The following is a 21,607-nucleotide window of genomic DNA, read 5'->3' as shown; positions in this document are numbered from 1 at the left end:
ATTATTCGCTTGAAGTTTCAGCTTCAGATAATTTCTGAGGAAACAAACCTTGTATTCTTTGTACCTTTTCCTTCAATTCTTCTTTAACAGAATCTTCAGTTTCAGGATTTAAATACTCCGCTTCCATTTCAACATAATCCTTGCCGAATAAACGTTTAGCTTCTCTATTTCTAAGATCGTTGTATGCACCTACCAATTCATTCTGAACTGTAATGTAAGTACTATACTTAGTTTCTCGATCATTCTTTAAAGAGATAATTGCTTTTGTCGGGTTATCCGAAGATTCAGCATTACGTTTTCCTTTACAGTAGCTACAATAATCAGGACTTCCTGATGGTGCTCCACCGTTATCTAAAAACGCTACTGCTCTTTCACGCAATTTATCTATTGAAAGAATCTCATCTTCCACCAACAACTGACCATTTCGGTTAATGTTTACCGTAAAAATGTTCTTTTGCTTAATAATTGGTGGCGCTTCCGTAGGTGGCTCCATTGGCGGTAACATACGATCCAATCCCGCATCTGTCTCAATAGTAGTAGTTACCAAGAAAAAGATAAGTAAAAGGAAAGCTATGTCTGCCATTGAACCCGCACTAACTTCTGGTGCTCCTGCTCTTCTAGCCATAGTTTTCTTATTTTATTATTTACTAAACATGTTTTTAACTGACGGTATAACCAAAGATAATACAGCGATTATAGTAAGGATAAAAAACACGTTTAAACCCATTCCAATATTCTTTATAGTACCTTCATCTGACATAGCAGCAAACTCAGGATCTACATCCGTTCCGCTAGCTAATACATAAGAAACTCCAACTACTAATAAAAAACCACCTACAACGAACAAAGTTTTCTTAAGACCTTGTGGATTTGAAAATAAGTTTTTTAGAGTAAAAACTAAACTTACTACAACAGCAATACCTAATAATAGATAAGTTATAATAAACATAGTATTCATAGCTCCACTCTGAGCAGCTTCAGCTGCCGGCATATCTGAACTTGGTAATAAATACCATAGTATAGCACTTAATACACCTATAGCAATTAATGCTATTTTAATAATTTTTTGCATAATTTTTAGGTATTAAAAGTGATACTTATTTTTTGTGATCTACCAACATATCGATTAAAGTAATCGAAGAGTCTTCCATATCATTAACGATGCTATCAATTTTAGCGATAATGTAGTTATAGAAAATTTGAAGGATAATTGCCGTAATAAGACCGAATACCGTTGTTAATAATGCAACTTGAATATCACCTGCAATAAGAGATGCACTTAAATTACCAACAGCTGCAATCTTTTGGAAGGCTTGAATCATACCGATTACCGTACCCATGAAACCAAGCATTGGTGCAATTGCGATAAATAAAGACAACCAAGAAACGTTTTTCTCTAATTGCCCCATTTGAACACCACCGTAAGAAACAACCGCTTTTTCAGCAGACTCAATGCTCTCACCAGCTCTATCTAAACCTTGATAGTAGATAGAAGCAACAGGTCCTTTTGTATTTCTACAAACCTCTTTTGCAGCCTCAACACCACCAGATGCCAATGCGTCTTCAACTTGTTGTTTCAACTTGGCAGAATTTGTACTAGCCATGTTCAAATAAATAATTCTTTCAATAGCAACTGCCAAACCAAGAATCAAACATAAAAGAACGATACCCATGAAACCGGCACCACCTGTAATAAACATTTCTTTTAAAACTTGAGTAAAGCCTTTTTCAGCTTCAGCTCCTCCTTCTTGAACTAGCAAAGCTACTGCTGCTACTTTTGCACTTACAATATTTGTACCTGCTACAAATGCCCCAGCGACTGCTAGGCTTGGGAATAATTTTTTCATTTTTTCAAACTTAAATTAGTTAGTTAATAGGGTTAAAGATAAAAAAAAAACAATATAAAAAAAGTAAAATTTACTTGCAGAGAGGAAGGGATTCGAACCCTCGATACCCTTTTGGGGTATACACACTTTCCAGGCGTGCGCCTTCGACCACTCGGCCACCTCTCTAAGATACCTTTTTTAAGGGTGGGCAAATAACAAAAAAAATATTGGTTTAAGAAATTAAAGCACTGTTAAATTTATAGCATCTCTCCACGTAGTGAAGTTTCAAAAACAGTTTTAAACAACTCATTAGAGATACCACTACCAAGTAAGTACATTGCCTTTGTAATGGCAGCCTCAGTTGTAATATCCTTACCATTAATAACTTGCATTTTTTTTAGCCTAGAACTAGTTTCGTAATGCCCCATCATTACAGCGCCACCAGAACACTGCGTAACATTAATTATATGAATACCTTTATTTATTGCATTATTTAATTTCTCTAAAAACCATTCTTCCATAGGCGCATTTCCAGAACCATACGTCTCCAAAACCAGTGCTTTTAAATTTTCAGCTTGCAAAATTGCATCAATAACATTTTTGTTAATTCCCGGAAAAATTTTTAAAATCGCCACATTATCATCCATATTTCTATGAGATTTTAACGTTAATTTCTTTTTTTGAGGTAATAAATATTCATTAAAAACGGTCAAATGCACACCAGATTCAATTAAATGCGGATAATTTAAGGACGCAAAAGCTTGAAATTGTTCTGCATTTATCTTCGTAGTTCTATTACCACGATACAATTTATACTCAAAATAAAGTCCGACTTCTTGTATCACAGGCTTACCCTTTTTATATAAAGCAGCAATTTGTATAGCCGTTATTAAATTCTCTTTAGCATCGGTTCTCAAATCACCAATAGGCAATTGAGATCCTGTCAATATTACGGGCTTTGAAAGATTCTCTAGCAAAAAACTAAGTGCCGATGCCGTGTAACTCATAGTATCACTACCATGAAGCACCACAAAACCATCATAATCTTGATATTTGCCAGAAATAATATCTGCAATTGCCACCCAATGAGCAGGGTTCATATTAGAAGAATCTATTGGATGCTCAAAAGAAAAACTAGATATGGTACAATCTAATTGATTAAGCTCAGGTATATTCTTCAGCAACTGCGAAAAATCAAAAGCTTTTAAGGCTCCAGAAGTATAATCTTTCATCATACCTATAGTACCTCCCGTATAAATCAATAGTATATTTCTTTTATCTACACCCAAACCCATTTCTTATTTTAATTACTAAATACCAAAAACATCCTTAGAGTTCCCTGTTGTCAATAAAGCTACCTCTTCATTAGGAACACCGTGAATATCCGCCAATTTCTCAAGTACATTAATAATGTAGGCACTTTCATTTCTTTTACCTCTATAAGGTGTAGGCGCTAAGTAAGGCGAATCAGTTTCAAGTACAATATGTTTTAAATCTATTTTATTTAAAAAAGTATCTATTTTACCATTCTTAAAAGTAACTACTCCACCAATACCCAACTTCATATTATATGATATAGCCTTTTCCGCATGCTCATATGTTCCCGTAAAACAATGAAATATCCCTCTTAAATCATCACCTTTCTCCTCTTCTAATATCTCAAACACCTCATCAAAGGCATCGCGACAATGTATAACAATAGGCAATTTATGCTTTTTAGCTATCTGTATTTGCTTTCTAAAAGCTATTTGCTGTTCTTTTAAATACTTCTGTTCCCAATAAAGGTCTATTCCAATTTCACCTATTGCATAGTAAGTATGTTTACCCAACATTTCTTCTACATGCGACAACTCTTCCTCAAAATTTTCTTTCACATGCGTAGGATGCAAACCTGCCATTAAGAACATATGACCCGGAAAGTCTTTCTCTAAAGCTAACATACTTTCTGTATAGGTAGAATCTATAGCAGGAATAAAAAATCGCTTCACTCCTAAATCAATTGCTTTCTGCACGGCTTCATTTCTATCTTCATCAAAAGCTTCGCTATATAAATGTGTATGCGTATCTGTTATTATCATGCCGCAAAAATAGGCTTATCTTTGAAAAAAATGAATTATGACTACCCTCAAAAACTTTTTGAAGGATAAAAATTACGTACGCATACCCTTAGTTTTGACCGCTACAGATCATTTTGAAATTAATGCAGAAATAAACGCTGTTGAAGGACGGTTTATTTTAGATACCGGAGCATCCAACACCTGTATTGGAATGAATCGTATTGAACATTTTAAATTGATTTCTGAAGAATCTATAATTAAAGCTGCAGGGGCAGGTGCCACTAATATGGAAACCTTAGTCTCTAAAGAGAATACAATTGACATCAATTCTTGGAAGTATAAAAAACTAGAGATCGTACTTTTCGACCTTAAACACGTGAACGAAGCACTGACTGCCCACAATGCAGAACCTGTTGATGGAATTATTGGAGCTGATATCTTAAAAAAATCGAAAGCAATTATAGATTACAACAAAAAGTGTATTTATCTAAAAAAGAAAAAGCGCTGAGTTTACCTCAACGCTTTTTCTATATCTTACTAGCTTTAGAATATTTACATTTCTAAAGCTTTCTTTACATTATTATCCATCAATAATTCTTCTGGATTTTCTAAAGCTTCTTTAATTGCAACTAAGAAACCTACAGATTCTTTACCATCAATAATTCTGTGGTCATAAGAAACCGCAACATACATTATAGGTGCAATTGCAATAGCCCCATCTCTAGCGATTGGTCTCTCTACAATATTATGCATACCTAAAATAGCACTTTGTGGCGGGTTGATAATTGGCGTAGACAACATAGAACCGAATACACCACCATTAGTAATAGTAAATGTACCACCCGTCATTTCATCAACAGTAATTGCTCCATCACGTGCTCTTAATGCTAACCTTTTTACTTCTGCCTCAACACCTCTAAATGTTAAGTTTTCAGCATTTCTTATTACAGGAACCATTAATCCTTTTGGTCCAGACACCGCTATACTAATATCACAGAAATCATAAGAAACCATTTCTTTACCATCTATCATAGAATTAACGGCAGGATACATTTCCAAAGCTCTAACCACAGCTTTTGTGAAGAAGGACATAAATCCTAATCCCACACCATGTTTACTTTTAAAATCTTCTTTGTACTTTTTTCTAAGTTCAAAAATAGCACTCATATCCACTTCGTTGAAAGTGGTTAGCATAGCTGTTTCGTTCTTTGCAGAAACCAATCTCTCGGCAACTTTTCTTCTTAACATAGAAAGTTTAGATCGCGTCTCACCACGGCTACCACCTGTAGGTGTACCCATTGAAGGAACTGCATTTACAGCATCCTCTTTAGTAATTCTTCGATCACGACCAGAACCGGAAACAGATGTACTATCCACACCTTTTTCGTCAAGTATTTTCTTTGCGGACGGTGAAGGTACACCCGAAGCATAAGTTTCCTTAGCTTTAGCTGGCTGAGGAGCTTTTTCAGTTTTTGGTGCTTCTTTTTTCTCTTCCTTCGGTGCACTAGGTGCACCTGAAGCACCTTCTGGTTTCTCTGCACTTGTATCTATTAAACACACGACAGCACCTACGGCAACAGCATCACCTTCTTCTGCTTTCAATGTAATTATACCACTTACTTCTGCAGGTAATTCTAAAGTAGCCTTATCTGAATCTACCTCTGCAATTGCTTGATCTTTTTCTACATAATCCCCATCTTCAACTAACCATTCCGCTATCTCTACCTCTGTGATAGACTCTCCCGGCGAAGGGACTTTCATTTCTAGAATCATTCTTTCTATAATTTGATATGTTATATTATTTTTTAGGTTTGGACATATTGTCCTTTGTCTTATCAAAGACGTAATCTACAACTTGTTGGTGACGTGCTTTTGAACGTACAGAACTACCTGCTGCAGGTGCCGCATAAAAACGTCTAGACACTACTCTGAAATTTCGAGCCTCGTCAAAATGCGTTAATAAATGGCTCCATGCACCCATATTTCTAGGTTCTTCTTGAGCCCACACCACGTCATCTGCATTTTTATACTTTGCAATAGCCGCTTTCATTTGTTTTTCCGGTATAGGAAACAACTGTTCTACCCTTACCAAAGCAACATCATCTCTATTGTTCTCTTCTTTAGCAGCAAGCAAATCATAATAGAACTTACCTGTACAGAATACTAAACTTTTTACTTTTTTAGCATCTGCAGTTTCATCATCTATTACTTCTTGGAAACCACCACCGGTTAAGTCAGCAATTTTAGATACCGCCCTTGGATGTCTCAACAAACTCTTAGGAGTAAATATGATCAATGGCTTTCTAAAATTAGACTTCATTTGCCTACGAAGAATATGGAACATCTGCGCTGGTGTAGTCACATCTGCTATATACATATTATCCTTAGCACACAATTGTAAGTAACGCTCCATTCTAGCAGAAGAGTGCTCAGCACCTTGCCCCTCATAACCGTGTGGCAATAACATTACCAAACCGTTTTGAAGCTTCCACTTATCTTCTGCCGCAGAAATATACTGGTCAATCATAATTTGGGCTCCATTACTGAAATCTCCAAATTGTGCTTCCCAAATAGTTAATGTATTAGGACTGGCCATAGCGTAACCATAGTCAAAGCCTACCACACCATATTCTGACAATAGTGAATTGTATATTTGAAATTTAGCTTGCTTTTCAGAAAGGTGATTTAATAAAATAACCTCTTCTTCACTCTCTTCAACTTTCATTACCGCATGACGGTGAGAAAAGGTACCACGTTCTACATCTTGTCCAGACATACGAACCGCATAACCTTCTTCTAATAAAGAACCGTATGCTAAAAGTTCTCCCATTGCCCAGTCAAGATTATCGGCTTCAAAATACATGTTGTATCTATCTTTAACCAATTTCTCCACTTTGCGTAAAAACTTCTTACCCTCTGGTAAAGCCGTAATTACTTTGGCAATTTTATTCAATTTGGTTTTAGTGAATTTAGTATTCACCGCATCCATCATTTCCCACTCACGCACATTTTCAAAACCTTTCCATTCATCTGCCATGAACGGTGTAATTACAGTTTTATCTTCTTTACGTGAATCTTCTAATTTTTCTTCTAGAGAATCTTTATACTGCTTTTCTAATTGCTTTACATAAGTGCCATCAATAACACCTTCTTGAATCAGTCTTTCCGCATAGATATCTCTTGGATTCTTATGTTTAGATATTGCTTTATACAATTTAGGCTGTGTAAATCTTGGCTCATCACCTTCATTATGCCCGTATTTTCTATATCCTAACAAATCTATAAATACATCACCTTTAAAGCGCATTCTATATTCTAATGCAAAAAGAGATGCGTGTACAACCGCCTCTGCATCATCTGCATTAACATGTAATACCGGACTCAATGTCACCTTAGCAACATCTGTACAATAAGTAGATGTTCTAGCATCTAGGTAATTAGTAGTAAACCCAATTTGGTTGTTTACAACTATATGTATGGTACCACCAGTCTTATATCCATCAAGACCAGCCATTTGAACTACTTCATAGACCAAACCTTGACCTGCTATTGCAGCATCACCATGAACTACAATAGGCAAAACCTTAGAAATATCATCTTGATAATCAGCATCTTGTTTTGCTCTTGCAATACCTTCAACAACCGCACCTACCGTCTCTAAGTGAGATGGATTAGGAGCAATACTCATCTTAATTTTATTTCCGTTATCAGATTTTCTGTCAGACGTCCAACCTAAGTGATACTTAACGTCTCCATCAAAAATCTCTTGTTCGTAATCTTTACCGTCAAACTCACTAAAGATATCTTTAGCAGATTTGCCAAATATATTGGTAAGTACATTTAATCTACCACGGTGTGCCATACCCATAACAAATTGCTTCACACCCATTTCAGCGGCGCGTTCTACAATTACATCTAAGGCAGGGATCAATGATTCATTTCCTTCTAAAGAAAATCTTTTTTGCCCTACATATTTAGTATGCAAAAAAGTTTCGAAAGAAATAGCATGATTAAGCTTCTTAAGAATATGCTTTTTACGATCTGGCTCAAAATTCGGATGATTGTCATTTACATTTATCCAATCTTGAATCCATTTAACGCGCTCTGGCTTTCGTATATACATATACTCTACACCAATAGCATCGCAATAGATACTTTGTAAATGTCTAACAATCTCTTTTAAAGAATTTGGACCTATACCAATTACGTCACCTGCATTAAAAATAGTATCGAGATCAGACGAAGCTAATCCGAAGTTTTCAATATCTAAAGTTGGTTCGTAATGTCTTCGCTCACGTACGGGATTTGTTTTAGTAAACAGATGACCTCTGCTTCTATAACCATCTATTAATCGAATTACCTGAAACTCTTTCTGGAGAGATTCCGGCATTTCACTAGAATGGCCATTTACTACAACTGTAGTGCGATTTTCATCGATTTCCAGCTCATCTAAAGAGCTCTCCATTCCAAAATCGAATCCTTGAAAAAAGGCTCTCCAACTTGGCTCTACACTATCTGGATTTACTAAGTACTTATCGTATAACTCTGAAAAAAAAGAGGTATGAACGGTATTTAAAAAGGAATATTTATCCATGAATTACTTTCTGTATCTTTAGAATAAATTTCTAACAAAAATACAACATTTACAATATCTAACGATAGAATGGCATGTATTATTGAAAAAAACGAAACTTTAAAACAAAATCATCATATGAACTTAAAAAAATTAATTTTTATAGGGCTAGCAACATTAAATATCACTTTCTCTCTTGCTCAATCTTCAAAAACCAGTGCTGATTTCTGGAATAACGTAAGATTTGGTGGAAGTATTGGCTTAGGATTCACAAATAATGGATTTAATGGATCTATTGCGCCAAGTGCTATTTACCAATTTAACGATCAATTTGCATCTGGAGCCAGCTTAAGTTTTAATTACGCCAAGTTTGACAATGATAAATTATTGGCTTACGGCGGTAGTGTTCTCTCACTTTATAACCCAATTCCGCAAATACAGCTTTCCGCAGAATTTGAACAATTACGTATAAATAGAACTATAGCTACATCAATCATAGATATAGAAGACAACTATTGGCTACCGGCATTTTTTATTGGCGCAGGATACAGCAGCAGAAATGTAACATTTGGTATACGCTATGATCTATTATATGACGACAATAAAAGCATTTACGGTAATGCACTAATGCCATTTGTACGTGTTTATTTTTAATAAATTGTTATCTTTCATAAGACCAAACCAACCAACATGAATAAATTAAAGAACCGATATCTTTCATTGGATGTTTTTAGGGGTATGGATGTTGCGCTCATGATTATAGTGAACTCCCCCGGAAATGGTGACACGAGTTTTGGAATTTTGAAACACGCCGTTTGGAACGGATTTACACTTACCGATCTTGTCTTTCCTACATTTTTGTTCGTGGTAGGTAATGCGATGAGTTTTAGTATGAAAAAATACGAAGACGAAGGAAGTAATACATTTTTCAAAAAGGTTCTAAAACGCTTTTCTATAATATTTTTATTAGGGTTTCTTATGTATTGGTTTCCATTTTTTGAAGATGGTGGTTTAAAACCGATTGCAGAGACCAGAATATTTGGAGTATTACAACGAATTGCACTATGCTATTTATTCGCTTCTATCCTACTCCATTATTTTAAAACAAAATCTGTATTGATTTTCAGTGCCCTAGCATTGATAGGTTATCAAATTATATTGTTAGTTTTTGGAGACCTCTCTTTAATGGGCAATGCCGTTTTAAAACTTGACAAATTCTTAATTGGCGCAGACCATATGTATCATGGTAATGGTGGCGTAGCTTTTGACCCCGAGGGATTATTAAGCACCTTACCTGCTATAGTAAATGTTATTGCAGGATATTTTACCGGAAAATTCATTCAAAAAAGCGGTCAGAATTTTGAAACCATTGCAAAACTTATAATGGTTGCAGGTCTTCTTGTTGTAGCAGGATTTGCATGGGATTTAATATTCCCGTTCAATAAAAAGCTTTGGTCCAGCTCTTTTGTATTACTTACTAGCGGAATAGACATATTTATTATAGCCGTTTTAATATATCTACTGGATATGTCCAAACCTGGCAAATGGACGTATTTCTTTGAAGTATTTGGCAGAAATACACTATTCATTTACCTATTATCCGAACTGTTCATTATCAGCTTGGCAGTAATATCCATGAATGGCACAAATGCTTATAACTGGATAGCAGATAACATTTTCATTGCCACAGCTGGCGATTATTTTGGTTCGCTATTATTTGCTTTATGGATAATGTTTACCTGCTGGCTAGTTGGTTATATTATGGACAAGAAAGGAATTTATATAAAGGTGTGAAATATCTTTATTGATATCGATTACGATACCACACCTTTTTATACTCCCGCTTTAAAATCAATAATGTGACCTGATCTGCTACATCTACAGTATCGGTAATTTCTATATTCTGAAATGCACTTTCCGGAATGTCTATGATGTACATTAAGTTTAAATATTCAGCAAAATGCTCCATCATTAGGTAATACACCTTCTCACGAATAAGCGCTATAAACTCAGCATGACCTAATTTTTCAGGAATTTGCAGAGGTATATTGGCAAGAACAAAATCCTTCTCCACCTGATGCTTCAATTTATCAAAAAGAGAATCACCAATAGCAACCTGCATTAATTGCTCGCTATTATCAACATTTAACTTCATTTCGCACCTATATACCTTACTTCATGAAATAGAAAATAATCCAAAATCATTGCTTATACACAACACCATCTTTCATAACAAAAACAACATCTGTTAATGTTTCTACATTATCTAATGGGTTTTCATTTACTGCAACGATATCGGCTAAATAACCTTCTTTGATTTGTCCTAATTCTTTCTCGCCTAAAAGCATTGCATTTGTAATTGTAGCTGAACGTAACGCTTCTATGATAGGCATACCTGCTTTGTTCATGTAGATAAATTCTTTAGCATTATCTCCATGAGGCGACACTCCAGAATCGGTACCAAAAGCGATACTCACCCCCTTTTTATAAGCTTTTGCAAAAGTTGCATTCAATTTAGGACCAATCTCCAAAGCTTTCTTAGCTACAACAGGTGGTAAGTAGTTTGGTATTTTTGCCAACCTAGCCGCTTCTTGTCCTGCAGAAATGGTCGGCACCATATACGTATCATGCTTAATCATTAATTCCATTGTTTCCTCTGACATCAATGTACCATGCTCAATAGTTTTAATTCCTCCTAAAATGGCTCTTTGCATACCTTCATCACCATGCGCATGCGCTGCTGTAAGCATACCGTAATCTTTAGCCGTTTCTGTAATTGCTTTTATTTCTTCAATAGTAAACTGAGGGTTCTGACCATTTTTAGCAACACTTAAAACACCACCAGTAGCAGTAATCTTAATGACATCCGCACCATCTTTATAACGTTGGCGAACCGCTTTTCTGCCATCTGCGGGTGAATTGACTACACCTTCTTTTGGTCCCGGATCACCCATTAATTCATTACTTCTACCGTTAGTTGGATCTGCATGACCACCTGTAGTAGCAAGTGCTTTACCTGCTGTAAAAATACGTGGACCAACAACAGTACCTTTATTAATTGCATTTTTTAAGGCAATATTTACTCCCGACCCGCCTAAATCACGTACGGTTGTAAAGCCTGCCATTAATGTTCTTTTAGCATAAACCGTGGATTCAAAGGCTACATCAGCTTCATTCATGGTAAAAGCCTCTAAATATCTTGACGGACTAGATTCGCTTTCAATGTGCACATGCATATCTATAAAACCTGGTAATATGGTCTTTAACTTTAAATCTACCACCTGATCTTGATCACCACCAACTATATAACCATTTTTGATTTCTGTAATCTTGTTACCCGAAATAACAATTGTTTTCTCAGACAATACCTTACCCGATTCAACATCTACAATTTTACCGCACTGAAGATATATGTCTTGTGCAGTTGCGCCTGTAAATACCAGTAAAACTAAAAGAAATAATGATTTTTTCATAAGAGGTGGTCTTTAAATTAAATAAGGGGAAATATAGCTATATTTCCCCTTATTTATATGGTTACACCTGAAAAAATCAGTCACGTATTTTCTGTTCCCAAATCCATGCATAATTCATGGCCTCTTCCAAAGTATACTCCGCTTTCCAGCCCAATACTTTATTTGCTTTAGTGGTATCTGCATAAGCAGTGGTAATATCACCTGGTCTTCTGTCAACTATTTTATAATTTAATTTTCTACCAGATACTTTTTCAAAACTTTTTATAGCCTCTAATACCGAGCTGCCAGTTCCAGTACCTACATTAAAAACTTCAAAATTAGATTCGTTTTTTCCATTCATCAAACGTTCTAATGCAACAACATGGGCTTTAGCCAAATCTACCACATAAATATAATCTCTTATACATGTACCATCTGGCGTAGGGTAATCATCCCCAAAAACGGATAACTGATCCCTTAATCCAATACCGGTTTGCGTAATAAAAGGCACCAAATTCTGAGGCACTCCTTTTGGCAACTCCCCTATTTCTCCACTTGGGTGTGCACCCATTGGATTAAAATAACGCAAGGCAATAGCATTTAAACTTGGAGTAACTTTACAGGTATCTGCTATTATTTCTTCGCCCATTTGCTTGGTATTACCGTATGGCGATTCTGCAACCTTAACCGGTGCGTCTTCTGTAATCGGCATTTTATCTGCCTGACCATATACCGTACAAGAAGAGCTAAAAATAAAACTAGCCTTATTCTTTTTACAAAGTTCTTTTAATATGTAAACTAACGTACCAATATTGTTTTCATAATACAACAATGGTTTCTCTACACTTTCGCCTACTGCTTTAGAGGCAGCAAAATGGATAACGCCGGCAACATCTTGGTATCGTTGAAAAAAGTCTTCAACTTTATGTTTTTCTTTTAAATCTAACTTTTCATAAAGCGGCTTTTTACCTGTAATAGCTTTAATACCATCAAGTACATTTTCATCAGAGTTAGAGCAGTCATCTATAATGACCACTTCGAACCCTTTGTTTTGAAGCTCCACTACTGTGTGAGAACCGATAAAACCTAATCCGCCTGTTACTAATACTTTCATTTACAATGCTGTTTGATTGTTATCAAATTTAAAAAACTACACCACTACCCGTTTACAAATCCGATAATTAACTCAGTTATGTAGTTAATCTGTTCTTCATCTAATTCTGTATGCATCGGTAAAGACAGTACTTCTGTTACCAATTGATTGGTTACAGGAAAATCTTCTTCCTTATATCGATCATCCAGATAAGCTTTCTGCTTATGTAGCGGAATTGGGTAGTAGACACCAAAAGGAACTTTATTCTCAGCAAGAAATTGTGCTAGCTCATCTCTTTTACCATTTGTAATTCTCAACGTATATTGATGAAAAACATGACAATCGCACACATCGCAAATACCCTCACAATTATTCACCGTTACCGGAGTAATGATATTTTCCTGACCCTCAAAGGCTTTTGAATACGCACGAGCGGCATTTCTTCTTGCATTACAATAACCATCTAGCTTGGGTAATTTTGCTCTCAACACTGCAGCTTGTATAGAATCTAATCTTGAATTTACGCCAACTACATCATGGTGGTAACGCTCGTACATACCATGATTAACAATACCTCTTAAAGTATGAGCTAGTTCATCATCATTGGTGAAAATTGCTCCACCATCTCCATAACACCCTAAATTTTTAGAAGGAAAGAAAGATGTTGCACCTACATTACCCATACTACCAGCCATATGCTTTGTACCATCTTTTGAAAGATATTTAGCTCCAATTGCCTGAGCATTATCTTCAATAACGAACAAATCATGTTTTTTTGCCAACTCAAGAATAGCATCCATATTGGCACATTGACCGAATAAATGAACAGGAACTATAGCCTTAGTTTTTGGTGTTATTGCTTTTTCTATAGCTTCTATATCAATGTTGAACGTATCTGGATAGACATCAACCAAAACCGGAGTAAGTTGTAACAATGCAATAACCTCTACTGTAGCGGCAAAAGTAAAATCTGCTGTAATAACCTCATCACCAGGCTTCAAACCTAAACCCATCATAGCTATTTGCAAAGCATCGGTACCATTGGCACATGGTATTACATGTTTAACCTGAAGATAGTCTTCTAGCTCCTTCTGAAAAGCATGAACCTCTGGCCCGTTTATAAATGCCGACGTTTCTAAAATTTGAGTTATAGAAGTATTTACTTGATCTTTAATTTCTTGGTATTGACCACCTAGGTCTACCATTTGTATCTTTTTCATCTGTTGTAATTACATGAAGTCATACAAAAATACGAAACAGACGACACTAATTTTATGGAAGAAACGTAATTTAGCCTAAAAGCATCTGTTTGAACTTTCTCTATAATCTTCTTGTCATAAGCGTATCTGCCATTTTAAAGGTATTGGCATTGGTGAATTCAAAACTATCGCTATTTGTAAAGGGCAGAAATGAAACTATTTCGCTTATTAAGCAATCTATTTCAAAAGAAGACAGCGTTATTTGGATACATGCAGCATCTTTAGGCGAGTATGAACAAGGTTTGCCTGTTATTGAACAATTAAAAATTCATCATCCTACACATAAAATAGTACTTACTTTTTTTTCTCCTTCAGGATACGAAGTAAAAAAGAATAGCAAAATAGCTGATGTTATTTGCTACTTACCAATGGATACAAAGCGGAAAGTAAAGTCCTTTTTGACAGCCGCACACCCAGATATTGCCATCTTTATAAAGTATGAAATATGGCCTAATTACTTATATGCCTTAAAAAAGGCCAATACACCCACCTATTTAATTTCAGCATTATTTAAAGAAAAGCAAATTTACTTTAAGTGGTATGGTGGTTTTATGCGCAACGCATTAAATAACTTCTCGCACTTTTTTGTGCAAAACGAAAAATCAAAATCATTATTAAATTCCGTTGACTATACTAATGTAACCATTGCCGGAGATACTCGTTTTGATAGAGTAAGTGAAATAGTAGAGCGTGACAACAAATTAGATTTCATGACCCGCTTTAAAAATGATAAGTACTGCTTTGTTGCAGGAAGCACATGGGCAGAGGACGAAAAAATTATCATAGACTATATCAATAAAAACGTTCAGCCAATAAAATTTGTGATAGCTCCGCACGCCATCAAGGATAATCATATTGAAGAGATAATAGCAGCTATTGATAAAAAAGTAATACGCTATACAGAAATGGAGAATTCAACTTTAGCTGAATATGATGTACTTGTCATTGACACCATAGGTATTTTGACCAAAGTATATAGCTATGCCGACATCGCATATGTAGGTGGCGGTTTTGCTACAGGGTTACACAATACATTAGAACCAGCCGTCTTCGGTATCCCGGTTATTATAGGTCCGCAGTATGATGGATTTGCCGAGGCAGAAGAATTGGTACAACTAGGCGGTGTCATTTCTATAAAGAATAAAAATGAATTCCAAGAGCATGCAGATAAGTGCTTTGAAGATATTGACTACAGGTTAAAAATCGGTCTTATAAACACAGGCTACATCAAAGAAAAAGCTGGTGCCACCGAACGTATTGTTTCTAAATTAAATGCAGTTTTAATATCAAATAATTGAATTATATTCAATTAACCACCTTCTGTATTATTTAATAAACCATTTTCACAACTGTTAGTTATTGTATAGAAAACATACTTTACACAGATACTTTCTATACGTTAATCGATTTTACCCTTCTATTTAACAGCACTTTAGGTAAGATCTACCATATTGAAAACAGAACAATAGAATAATGATTATGGAACAAGAACTAACTTCAGGAGTTAAAATACTCAATGGATTTCTTAAATTAATGGTTACCTGCTTGGTAATAATACTTTTATCTGTACCCTTGGCAGGCATAGCAGATTGGTTGAATCTTATTAAATAGATTTCATCATAATAATACTTACGAAAGCTACAAATTGTGATATAAAACTCTAAAGTGCTGTAATTCAGATATCGACGAGATACCATTTTCTAGGCTGAAATACATATTTTAAAAAACCTATACCACAAGAATGTAGGATTTTACATCTATTTAAGAGAGTTTTACAACTTTTTCTATGGAATTGTTGCTTAATTCAACTAACTTTAGTAATGTAACTTTAAAGTAGGTAATGTTATGAACAATTTATCATTTAAAACCGGAGTAGAAACTTATCTCTCCGTGCTTGTTATTGCAATGCATGCATTTTTAGCTGTAGTTGTAGTAGGAGCTTTTTTAGCCCTTTTGGGGATTGTCTAATCTTTTAATACCAAATCCTTATTGAGAAAAAATTACTTTAAAAAAAATGCCCCTTATTCAAGGGGCATTTTTTTTATTATCAATTCATGTAATATTTAATCTTACAATTCTTCTAAAATTATTAAAGAAAAACAAAAGGGCTGTTGATTTAGAAATCAACAGCCCTTTATATAAACCAAATGTTATTATTGATAAACTCTTACATAATCTACTTCCATAGTATCTTCTGTAAAAGCCGCATCGATAGTACCACCTAGTGTACCGCCCATAGCGACATTCATTATTAAAAAGAAATCAGCATTGAATGGTGTTGTAGCATTGTTCACAAAACTGTTATGTACTAACTGATCATCTACAACAAACTTAATACTATCAGGTGTCCACTCTACAGTATAATTATGAAACTCAGAAGTTGCATTTTCCACTGGCGTAGATCCTACTACGGCATTACCTGCAGAATTACCAGGATAATGTAATGCACTACTAATAGTATTGTTATTATTACCAACATGTTCCATAATATCTATCTCTCCAGCCGTAGGCCAACCAACTTCATCAAAATTAGCACCCAAAGCCCATAATGCAGGCCAAGTACCACCAGCTGATGGAAGTTTAGCTCTTATCTCAACTCTACCATAAGTAAACTCGTATAAGTTTTCAGATTTAATACGACCCGAAGTGATTCCGCCAGAAGGAGAAACACCAAAATCAAAAAACAACACAACTCGGTCATAAGTACCAACAGGAACACCGGTGAAATCAAATGTTAGTGTTTCCCAGGCATTTGCAACAGTTGAATTTACACTTACCTCAACATTCTCATCAGCATTAGCTTGATTCTCAAGTTTCAAAATTATATTGGCTCCAGCTGCAGGCGACCATGTTTTTAAACTAATACTAGGATATGTAACAAGATCAACCGGTCCAGACAAATCAAAGAAAGAACCCGCCCATGTCTCTGCACCTAAAGCTTTAGTAGATTCTGCAACATTAGCACTAGTATTCTCTCCCGTAGGATCCGGATTTGCAATAACTGCAGTACCAACACCACCAAAACCAGTAAAAACAGGGGCCGCACCTTCAAAATCTTCTAAAGTTTGCGTAGCACCACTTCCATCGACTAATGTCATTTCATCAAAATAGTGAACAGCTGCTTCTCCCTCACCAGCTATAGCGGTAATTTTTAAAACACCGTCTTCAACTTTAACGTTTTCAGCTGCATCTGTATATGTTTGAGCCTCACCATTACCCCAGCCACCTGCGCCAAGGTCATAACCCCAATTGGCAGCATTTGGTGCACCATCAACATCAAATTCATCTGACCAAACTAAATTGGTATAAATGGTTTCAAGACTTTCGTCTCCACCATCAACAGCAACATCAGAAGTAAATTTATGATACCACGCTAAATCAGCATTCTCCGTATCATATGTTCTTACATATAAGAAATCCTCGCTTATAGATAGTATTTCATATACAGAAGAACCTACATAGTACCCCATGAAACCTCCATCAGAAAATGTCATTTGTATTCCAGTTGTCTCACCCTCGGGAACATTTCCTTCTACTTCAGAAAGCTGAACTGCTTTTTCACCTGAAGTATCAAAATCATAACAAAAATCAATATCCTCACCTCCGCCAACAATAGCTTTATGACCTACATTAAAATATGTTTGACCTTTATTATCCAAACTGTAAACTAAACCGCCAGTCGCATTTACTGAAAATGTAAGTTCATCATCACAAAGACAATCAGAATCTTCCGTTCCACATTTTTCAAATGCAGCAGCGGAATACCATTTAGGATACCACCAATCGCCATCAATACCTTCTCTAGCAGGTCCAAGTCCTAAGTGACCCTGTTGAGATGCCGCTAAAAACCAAGTTTTTGAGCTATCGTTAGTTAAAAAAGTTACCGTTTCAGTATCGGTAAAAGCTAATGAAACAGAAACCTCTAAAGTCTCAGATATCTTTTTACCTTCAGTTGAACCCGCAGTAATAGTTACAGTATATGTATTATCACCTATTTCTTCATAGGTTTTTGAAGTTGCCCCAGAAGTTTCCAGAGCACTTGTGCCATCACCAAAATCATAATGATAATAATTAGCATTTGTTGCTGATGCTGTAAAGTCGAATACACCTTCGCCCATGTTCTGAGCACTAACCGTAAGATTAGAAGGCGTAACCGATTCTGGAATATCAATGTCATCACCATCGCAGCTCATCATTACTGCAAATACCGACACCATGATGTACTTTAATTTTTTCATAGTTAATTTTTTGAGTTAATTATTTGATTTACAATTTATCTAAACGTAACACCAACTAACTATGTAGTGTTAAAATTAAAATAATCGCTTATGCAATTTACAATATGCAATTATCAAATTGTAAATTTTTACCACTACAAAAAACATACAATACAAAATAAATGGCTCAAAAAAGAGATTATGATAACCAAAGTCGTGAATTATCAACTTAAAATCAGCAATAAAACTAACACTACAAATACATAAAAACAGCTATTGTTGTGGTAATGTTGTGGTGGTTTTGAATATTGTAGTGGAGATTACAAATTAATGATATAGTCTGTTAATCCAATTTCGTGCGCAAGATTCATTTTTTTACGCAGGCGGTATCGTTTCACTTCAACACTTCTGACCGATATATTTAAAAGAGGTGCAATTTCTTTAGAAGACAGGTTTAATCTCAAATATGCACATAATTTTAAATCATTAGCAGATAACTCAGAATGCTTTTCTTTCACCTTTTTCAGAAAATCTTTATCTGCATTATTAAATGCACTTTCAAAAAAATTCCAGTCATCTGCATTGTTAATATTACTATCTATTGTTTTAATTACTGATTTTATCAGTGGAATATCACTACTATCTTTCAACTTTTCTTTGATAGTATTCAAAAACTCATTCTTTTTTATAATACTCATTGTAGAAATAGCTAGTTCTCTATTTTTACTTTCTACAAGTTCTTGCAGCTGTTCATTTTTTATTTGAACTATCTTTCTTTGATTTTTCAGCTTTTTACGTTTCAACCTCTTATTATTCTCCTTGACAAGGTTCCTTTGCTGTTTCTTGTAATAATCCTTGTACATCTTATGAATTAAAACAGCTAGGAAAGCACCTAATATTATATAACCCAACAGCGCCCAGTAAGAGATGTACCATGGTCTTTCTATAACAAACCTATATGAAGATGTATTTTTGGTTAATTCATTACCTACTTTTCCTCTAACCTCAAATTCATAGGAACCATAAGGTAAATTATTAAAAGAAACTTCTGACCCAGTATCCCAATTACTCCAATCATTGTATAAACCGTCTAATCTATACTGGTAATAAACCTCAGTGAATTTATCATATGATGTAATGTTATAATTGAAGCTTAAACTATTTTGATCATATGAATACTTGTCATTGTCTTTAAAGGCGACAGGAACACTTGGAGCATCATAAGACTTACGTGAAACACTGTTAAGATTGATATTATAATCTCGCTTTTTAACATTACTAAGATTTAAAGTGACGTAACCATTAGAAATTCCAATTAAATACAATTCATTTTCTAAATGAACTACAGATTCAAAACCAAGAACTCCCATACTTCTTCTAAAAAAATTGGGAATAGATATTTTAATACTTTCTGGTTCTTCACTTAAATGCCCTGTAGAAACACTAATAATATTATCATCTGTAAAACCCCATAACCTCTCAAAATCATTGGTAGATTTTAATACCCCTAGAATACTTTCGTTTTTATTGAAAAATTTACTGGTCAACAATGTATCTAAAACAAAGTTATTCTCCTTAGCCCTAAATTTGAAAACACCGTTTATAGTTGAATATACTATATCGTTGTTATATCTCAACAAGCTTGATCCGTTACCTTTCGATTCAATTTGCTTGACATCTAAAGCTGATGTATATGTTACATCTACCTTTATGTAAAAAACACCTTTATAATCGTGGTTAACTAATATTCGATGATTATCCACAAACTCAAAAAATCTACTTGAGCTATCAAATCCCTTTATATTATTTCGGTATTTCCATGCTCCGTTTTTAAATTCAAGAATACTCAACCCTTTGTAATTACCTTGAATTAGTAACTCTGAATTTGTTTTTATAGGTTGAATATCCCAAGTGCCTGGATAATCTGAAATAAGGGTAGCGGTATCATTTTCAACAACGTAGGTACCTTTGTGATGCCCACAAAACAAAGTACCGTTAATTTCTTTTAAAATCCATACCTGACCTTCCGTACCTTTAACTAGTTTAAAGTCTTCCTCCTCGTCACTTTTATAAAACAGTCCTTGATTTGTACCTAAATACAAAACATTATTCATTTTCTTTGCAGTATAAACCACTCCTAGAGCCCCTACATGATCTATATACTCTTTAAACGGAGAATCTAGATTTAACACACTTAACCCATTATCCAGACCCAGCCATAAGTTATGATCATCATCTTGAAATAAGGAAAGGACCGTATTATTATTAAGCCCTTTTTCTTGATTTATATGTTCAACTATTTTTCCGTCCTTATCTAAATGATAAATACCTTTTGAAATAGTTCCCAAAACAAAAGTCCCATCATTTAAAATCAGAGAACTGTAAACTTTCACTGATGACAAATCTATCTCTGATTTAATCTCCCATTTTTCAAGATGACCATCTTTCAGGTATAAAAACGCTCCATTCTCAGTAATAACTAACATATTATCTCCAAATGGAAATGCACCAACAATATTATTATTTTTAAAGATAAAATCATCGGAAACCAAGAGTGGTTTGCCATTTTCTAATGTAAAAAAACCTTTATCTTTTATTTGAAAATAGACCTTTCCCCCAACTTCAAAAATTTTTGCTCTTGTGTTTTTTGCATTTAATATTACAAAATAGCCTGTTTTAGAATTATATATATAAATCCTATCTAAAGATTGAAACAAAACCCAATCTTTAAACTGAGTAATATTCCAAAAGTCTTCATCGTCAATTAATGGCTCATTTAATTTAGAGGATAACGAACTATAATTTAAAACCCCTAAATCATCCTTTTCCCAAAAGCCGAATTCCATGTAACCTCCAGTGTAAATTTTGCTTCCAATGGATTTTACAGATTTAACAGGAGTACCAAAAGGAGCCTGATATAATTGCCAAGTAGTGCCATTAAATGCTAACAAGCCACTATTATTTGCAACATATATAGTTTGATCTTCTGACTGGTTTAAATTCCAATTTTGATTACCGGCATTATATTCAATAGGAGTATAATTTTGAATAGGAGATATTTCTTGAGCAGAAACAAATAAAGAATACAAAAGAAAAATGTAATAATACGGCTTCATGATTATTTTTAGAA

The 21,607-nt window shown here is 34.7% G+C and carries 19 protein-coding genes and 1 tRNA gene; 6 read left to right on the top strand and 14 right to left on the bottom strand.

Going from position 1 to position 21,607, the window contains the following annotated elements:
* Position 1: 1 nt before the first annotated feature.
* From P177_RS03315 to P177_RS03290, 6 genes are all read right to left on the bottom strand, one after another.
* Positions 2-625, bottom strand: a complete 624-nt coding sequence (locus P177_RS03315; protein ID WP_036151812.1) for an ExbD/TolR family protein — start codon at positions 623-625, stop codon at positions 2-4.
* Between the two features lie 15 nt (positions 626-640).
* Positions 641-1,072, bottom strand: a complete 432-nt coding sequence (locus tag P177_RS03310) for a hypothetical protein (RefSeq protein WP_036151810.1) — start codon at positions 1,070-1,072, stop codon at positions 641-643.
* A 25-nt stretch (positions 1,073-1,097) separates the two neighbouring features.
* Entirely contained in the window at positions 1,098-1,847 is a 750-nt protein-coding gene (locus tag P177_RS03305) for a MotA/TolQ/ExbB proton channel family protein (RefSeq protein ID WP_036151807.1), read from the bottom strand.
* Between the two features lie 77 nt (positions 1,848-1,924).
* Positions 1,925-2,012 (bottom strand) — tRNA-Ser (locus P177_RS03300).
* A gap of 71 nt (positions 2,013-2,083) precedes the next feature.
* On the bottom strand, positions 2,084-3,121 hold the full coding sequence (locus tag P177_RS03295; protein ID WP_036151804.1) for an asparaginase: 1,038 nt from the start codon (positions 3,119-3,121) through the stop codon (positions 2,084-2,086).
* Between the two features lie 15 nt (positions 3,122-3,136).
* On the bottom strand, positions 3,137-3,904 hold the full coding sequence (locus P177_RS03290; RefSeq protein ID WP_036151803.1) for a TatD family hydrolase: 768 nt from the start codon (positions 3,902-3,904) through the stop codon (positions 3,137-3,139).
* A 37-nt stretch (positions 3,905-3,941) separates the two neighbouring features.
* On the opposite strand from P177_RS03290, the gene P177_RS03285 reads away from it, so the two are divergent.
* Complete coding sequence (locus P177_RS03285; RefSeq protein WP_036151801.1) at positions 3,942-4,391, top strand: retropepsin-like aspartic protease; 450 nt, start codon at positions 3,942-3,944, stop codon at positions 4,389-4,391.
* Between the two features lie 44 nt (positions 4,392-4,435).
* Here P177_RS03285 and odhB read toward each other — a convergent pair whose 3' ends face one another.
* A complete protein-coding gene (gene odhB / locus P177_RS03280) occupies positions 4,436-5,656 on the bottom strand; it encodes a 2-oxoglutarate dehydrogenase complex dihydrolipoyllysine-residue succinyltransferase (RefSeq protein ID WP_036151799.1) in 1,221 nt (406 codons plus the stop codon).
* Positions 5,657-5,681: 25 nt separating this feature from the next.
* Positions 5,682-8,477, bottom strand: a complete 2,796-nt coding sequence (locus P177_RS03275; protein WP_036151797.1) for a 2-oxoglutarate dehydrogenase E1 component — start codon at positions 8,475-8,477, stop codon at positions 5,682-5,684.
* A 117-nt stretch (positions 8,478-8,594) separates the two neighbouring features.
* Between P177_RS03275 and P177_RS03270 the strand changes: the two genes are divergently transcribed.
* A complete protein-coding gene (locus P177_RS03270; RefSeq protein ID WP_036157723.1) occupies positions 8,595-9,110 on the top strand; it encodes a hypothetical protein in 516 nt (171 codons plus the stop codon).
* Between the two features lie 36 nt (positions 9,111-9,146).
* On the top strand, positions 9,147-10,250 hold the full coding sequence (locus tag P177_RS03265; protein ID WP_036151795.1) for an acyltransferase family protein: 1,104 nt from the start codon (positions 9,147-9,149) through the stop codon (positions 10,248-10,250).
* A 7-nt stretch (positions 10,251-10,257) separates the two neighbouring features.
* Here P177_RS03265 and P177_RS03260 read toward each other — a convergent pair whose 3' ends face one another.
* The 4 genes from P177_RS03260 to P177_RS03245 all read right to left on the bottom strand — a co-directional run bounded on the left by P177_RS03260 (position 10,258) and on the right by P177_RS03245 (position 14,221).
* Positions 10,258-10,611, bottom strand: coding sequence for a hypothetical protein (locus P177_RS03260; RefSeq protein ID WP_036151793.1), 354 nt, complete (start codon positions 10,609-10,611; stop codon positions 10,258-10,260).
* A 46-nt stretch (positions 10,612-10,657) separates the two neighbouring features.
* Positions 10,658-11,929 carry a metal-dependent hydrolase family protein gene (locus P177_RS03255; protein WP_036151791.1) on the bottom strand — a complete coding sequence of 424 codons (1,272 nt, stop codon included), beginning with the start codon at positions 11,927-11,929 and terminating at the stop codon, positions 10,658-10,660.
* Between the two features lie 76 nt (positions 11,930-12,005).
* Complete coding sequence (gene galE / locus P177_RS03250) at positions 12,006-13,022, bottom strand: UDP-glucose 4-epimerase GalE (RefSeq protein ID WP_036151789.1); 1,017 nt, start codon at positions 13,020-13,022, stop codon at positions 12,006-12,008.
* Between the two features lie 44 nt (positions 13,023-13,066).
* A complete protein-coding gene (locus P177_RS03245) occupies positions 13,067-14,221 on the bottom strand; it encodes a DegT/DnrJ/EryC1/StrS family aminotransferase (RefSeq protein WP_036151787.1) in 1,155 nt (384 codons plus the stop codon).
* 89 nt (positions 14,222-14,310) lie between these two features.
* On the opposite strand from P177_RS03245, the gene P177_RS03240 reads away from it, so the two are divergent.
* From P177_RS03240 to P177_RS20460, 3 genes are all read left to right on the top strand, one after another.
* A complete protein-coding gene (locus P177_RS03240; RefSeq protein ID WP_036151784.1) occupies positions 14,311-15,558 on the top strand; it encodes a 3-deoxy-D-manno-octulosonic acid transferase in 1,248 nt (415 codons plus the stop codon).
* Positions 15,559-15,739: 181 nt separating this feature from the next.
* Positions 15,740-15,871 (top strand): hypothetical protein, encoded by a 132-nt coding sequence (locus tag P177_RS20465; protein ID WP_262493302.1) that lies wholly within the window; start codon positions 15,740-15,742, stop codon positions 15,869-15,871.
* A gap of 234 nt (positions 15,872-16,105) precedes the next feature.
* Positions 16,106-16,228 carry a hypothetical protein gene (locus tag P177_RS20460; RefSeq protein ID WP_262493301.1) on the top strand — a complete coding sequence of 41 codons (123 nt, stop codon included), beginning with the start codon at positions 16,106-16,108 and terminating at the stop codon, positions 16,226-16,228.
* 185 nt (positions 16,229-16,413) lie between these two features.
* On the opposite strand, the gene P177_RS20320 is transcribed toward P177_RS20460, so the two are convergent.
* Together P177_RS20320 and P177_RS03230 are read right to left on the bottom strand one after the other, a co-directional pair.
* Entirely contained in the window at positions 16,414-18,498 is a 2,085-nt protein-coding gene (locus P177_RS20320; RefSeq protein ID WP_051941695.1) for a family 16 glycosylhydrolase, read from the bottom strand.
* Positions 18,499-18,797: 299 nt separating this feature from the next.
* Positions 18,798-21,593, bottom strand: a complete 2,796-nt coding sequence (locus tag P177_RS03230) for a helix-turn-helix and ligand-binding sensor domain-containing protein (RefSeq protein WP_036157718.1) — start codon at positions 21,591-21,593, stop codon at positions 18,798-18,800.
* Positions 21,594-21,607: the final 14 nt, after the last annotated feature.

Source organism: Maribacter forsetii DSM 18668 (assembly GCF_000744105.1).
GTDB classification, from domain to species: Bacteria; Bacteroidota; Bacteroidia; order Flavobacteriales; family Flavobacteriaceae; genus Maribacter; species Maribacter forsetii.
The sequence above is the reverse complement of the archived record's forward strand: the minus strand, read 5'-3'. Positions and strand labels throughout refer to the sequence as shown.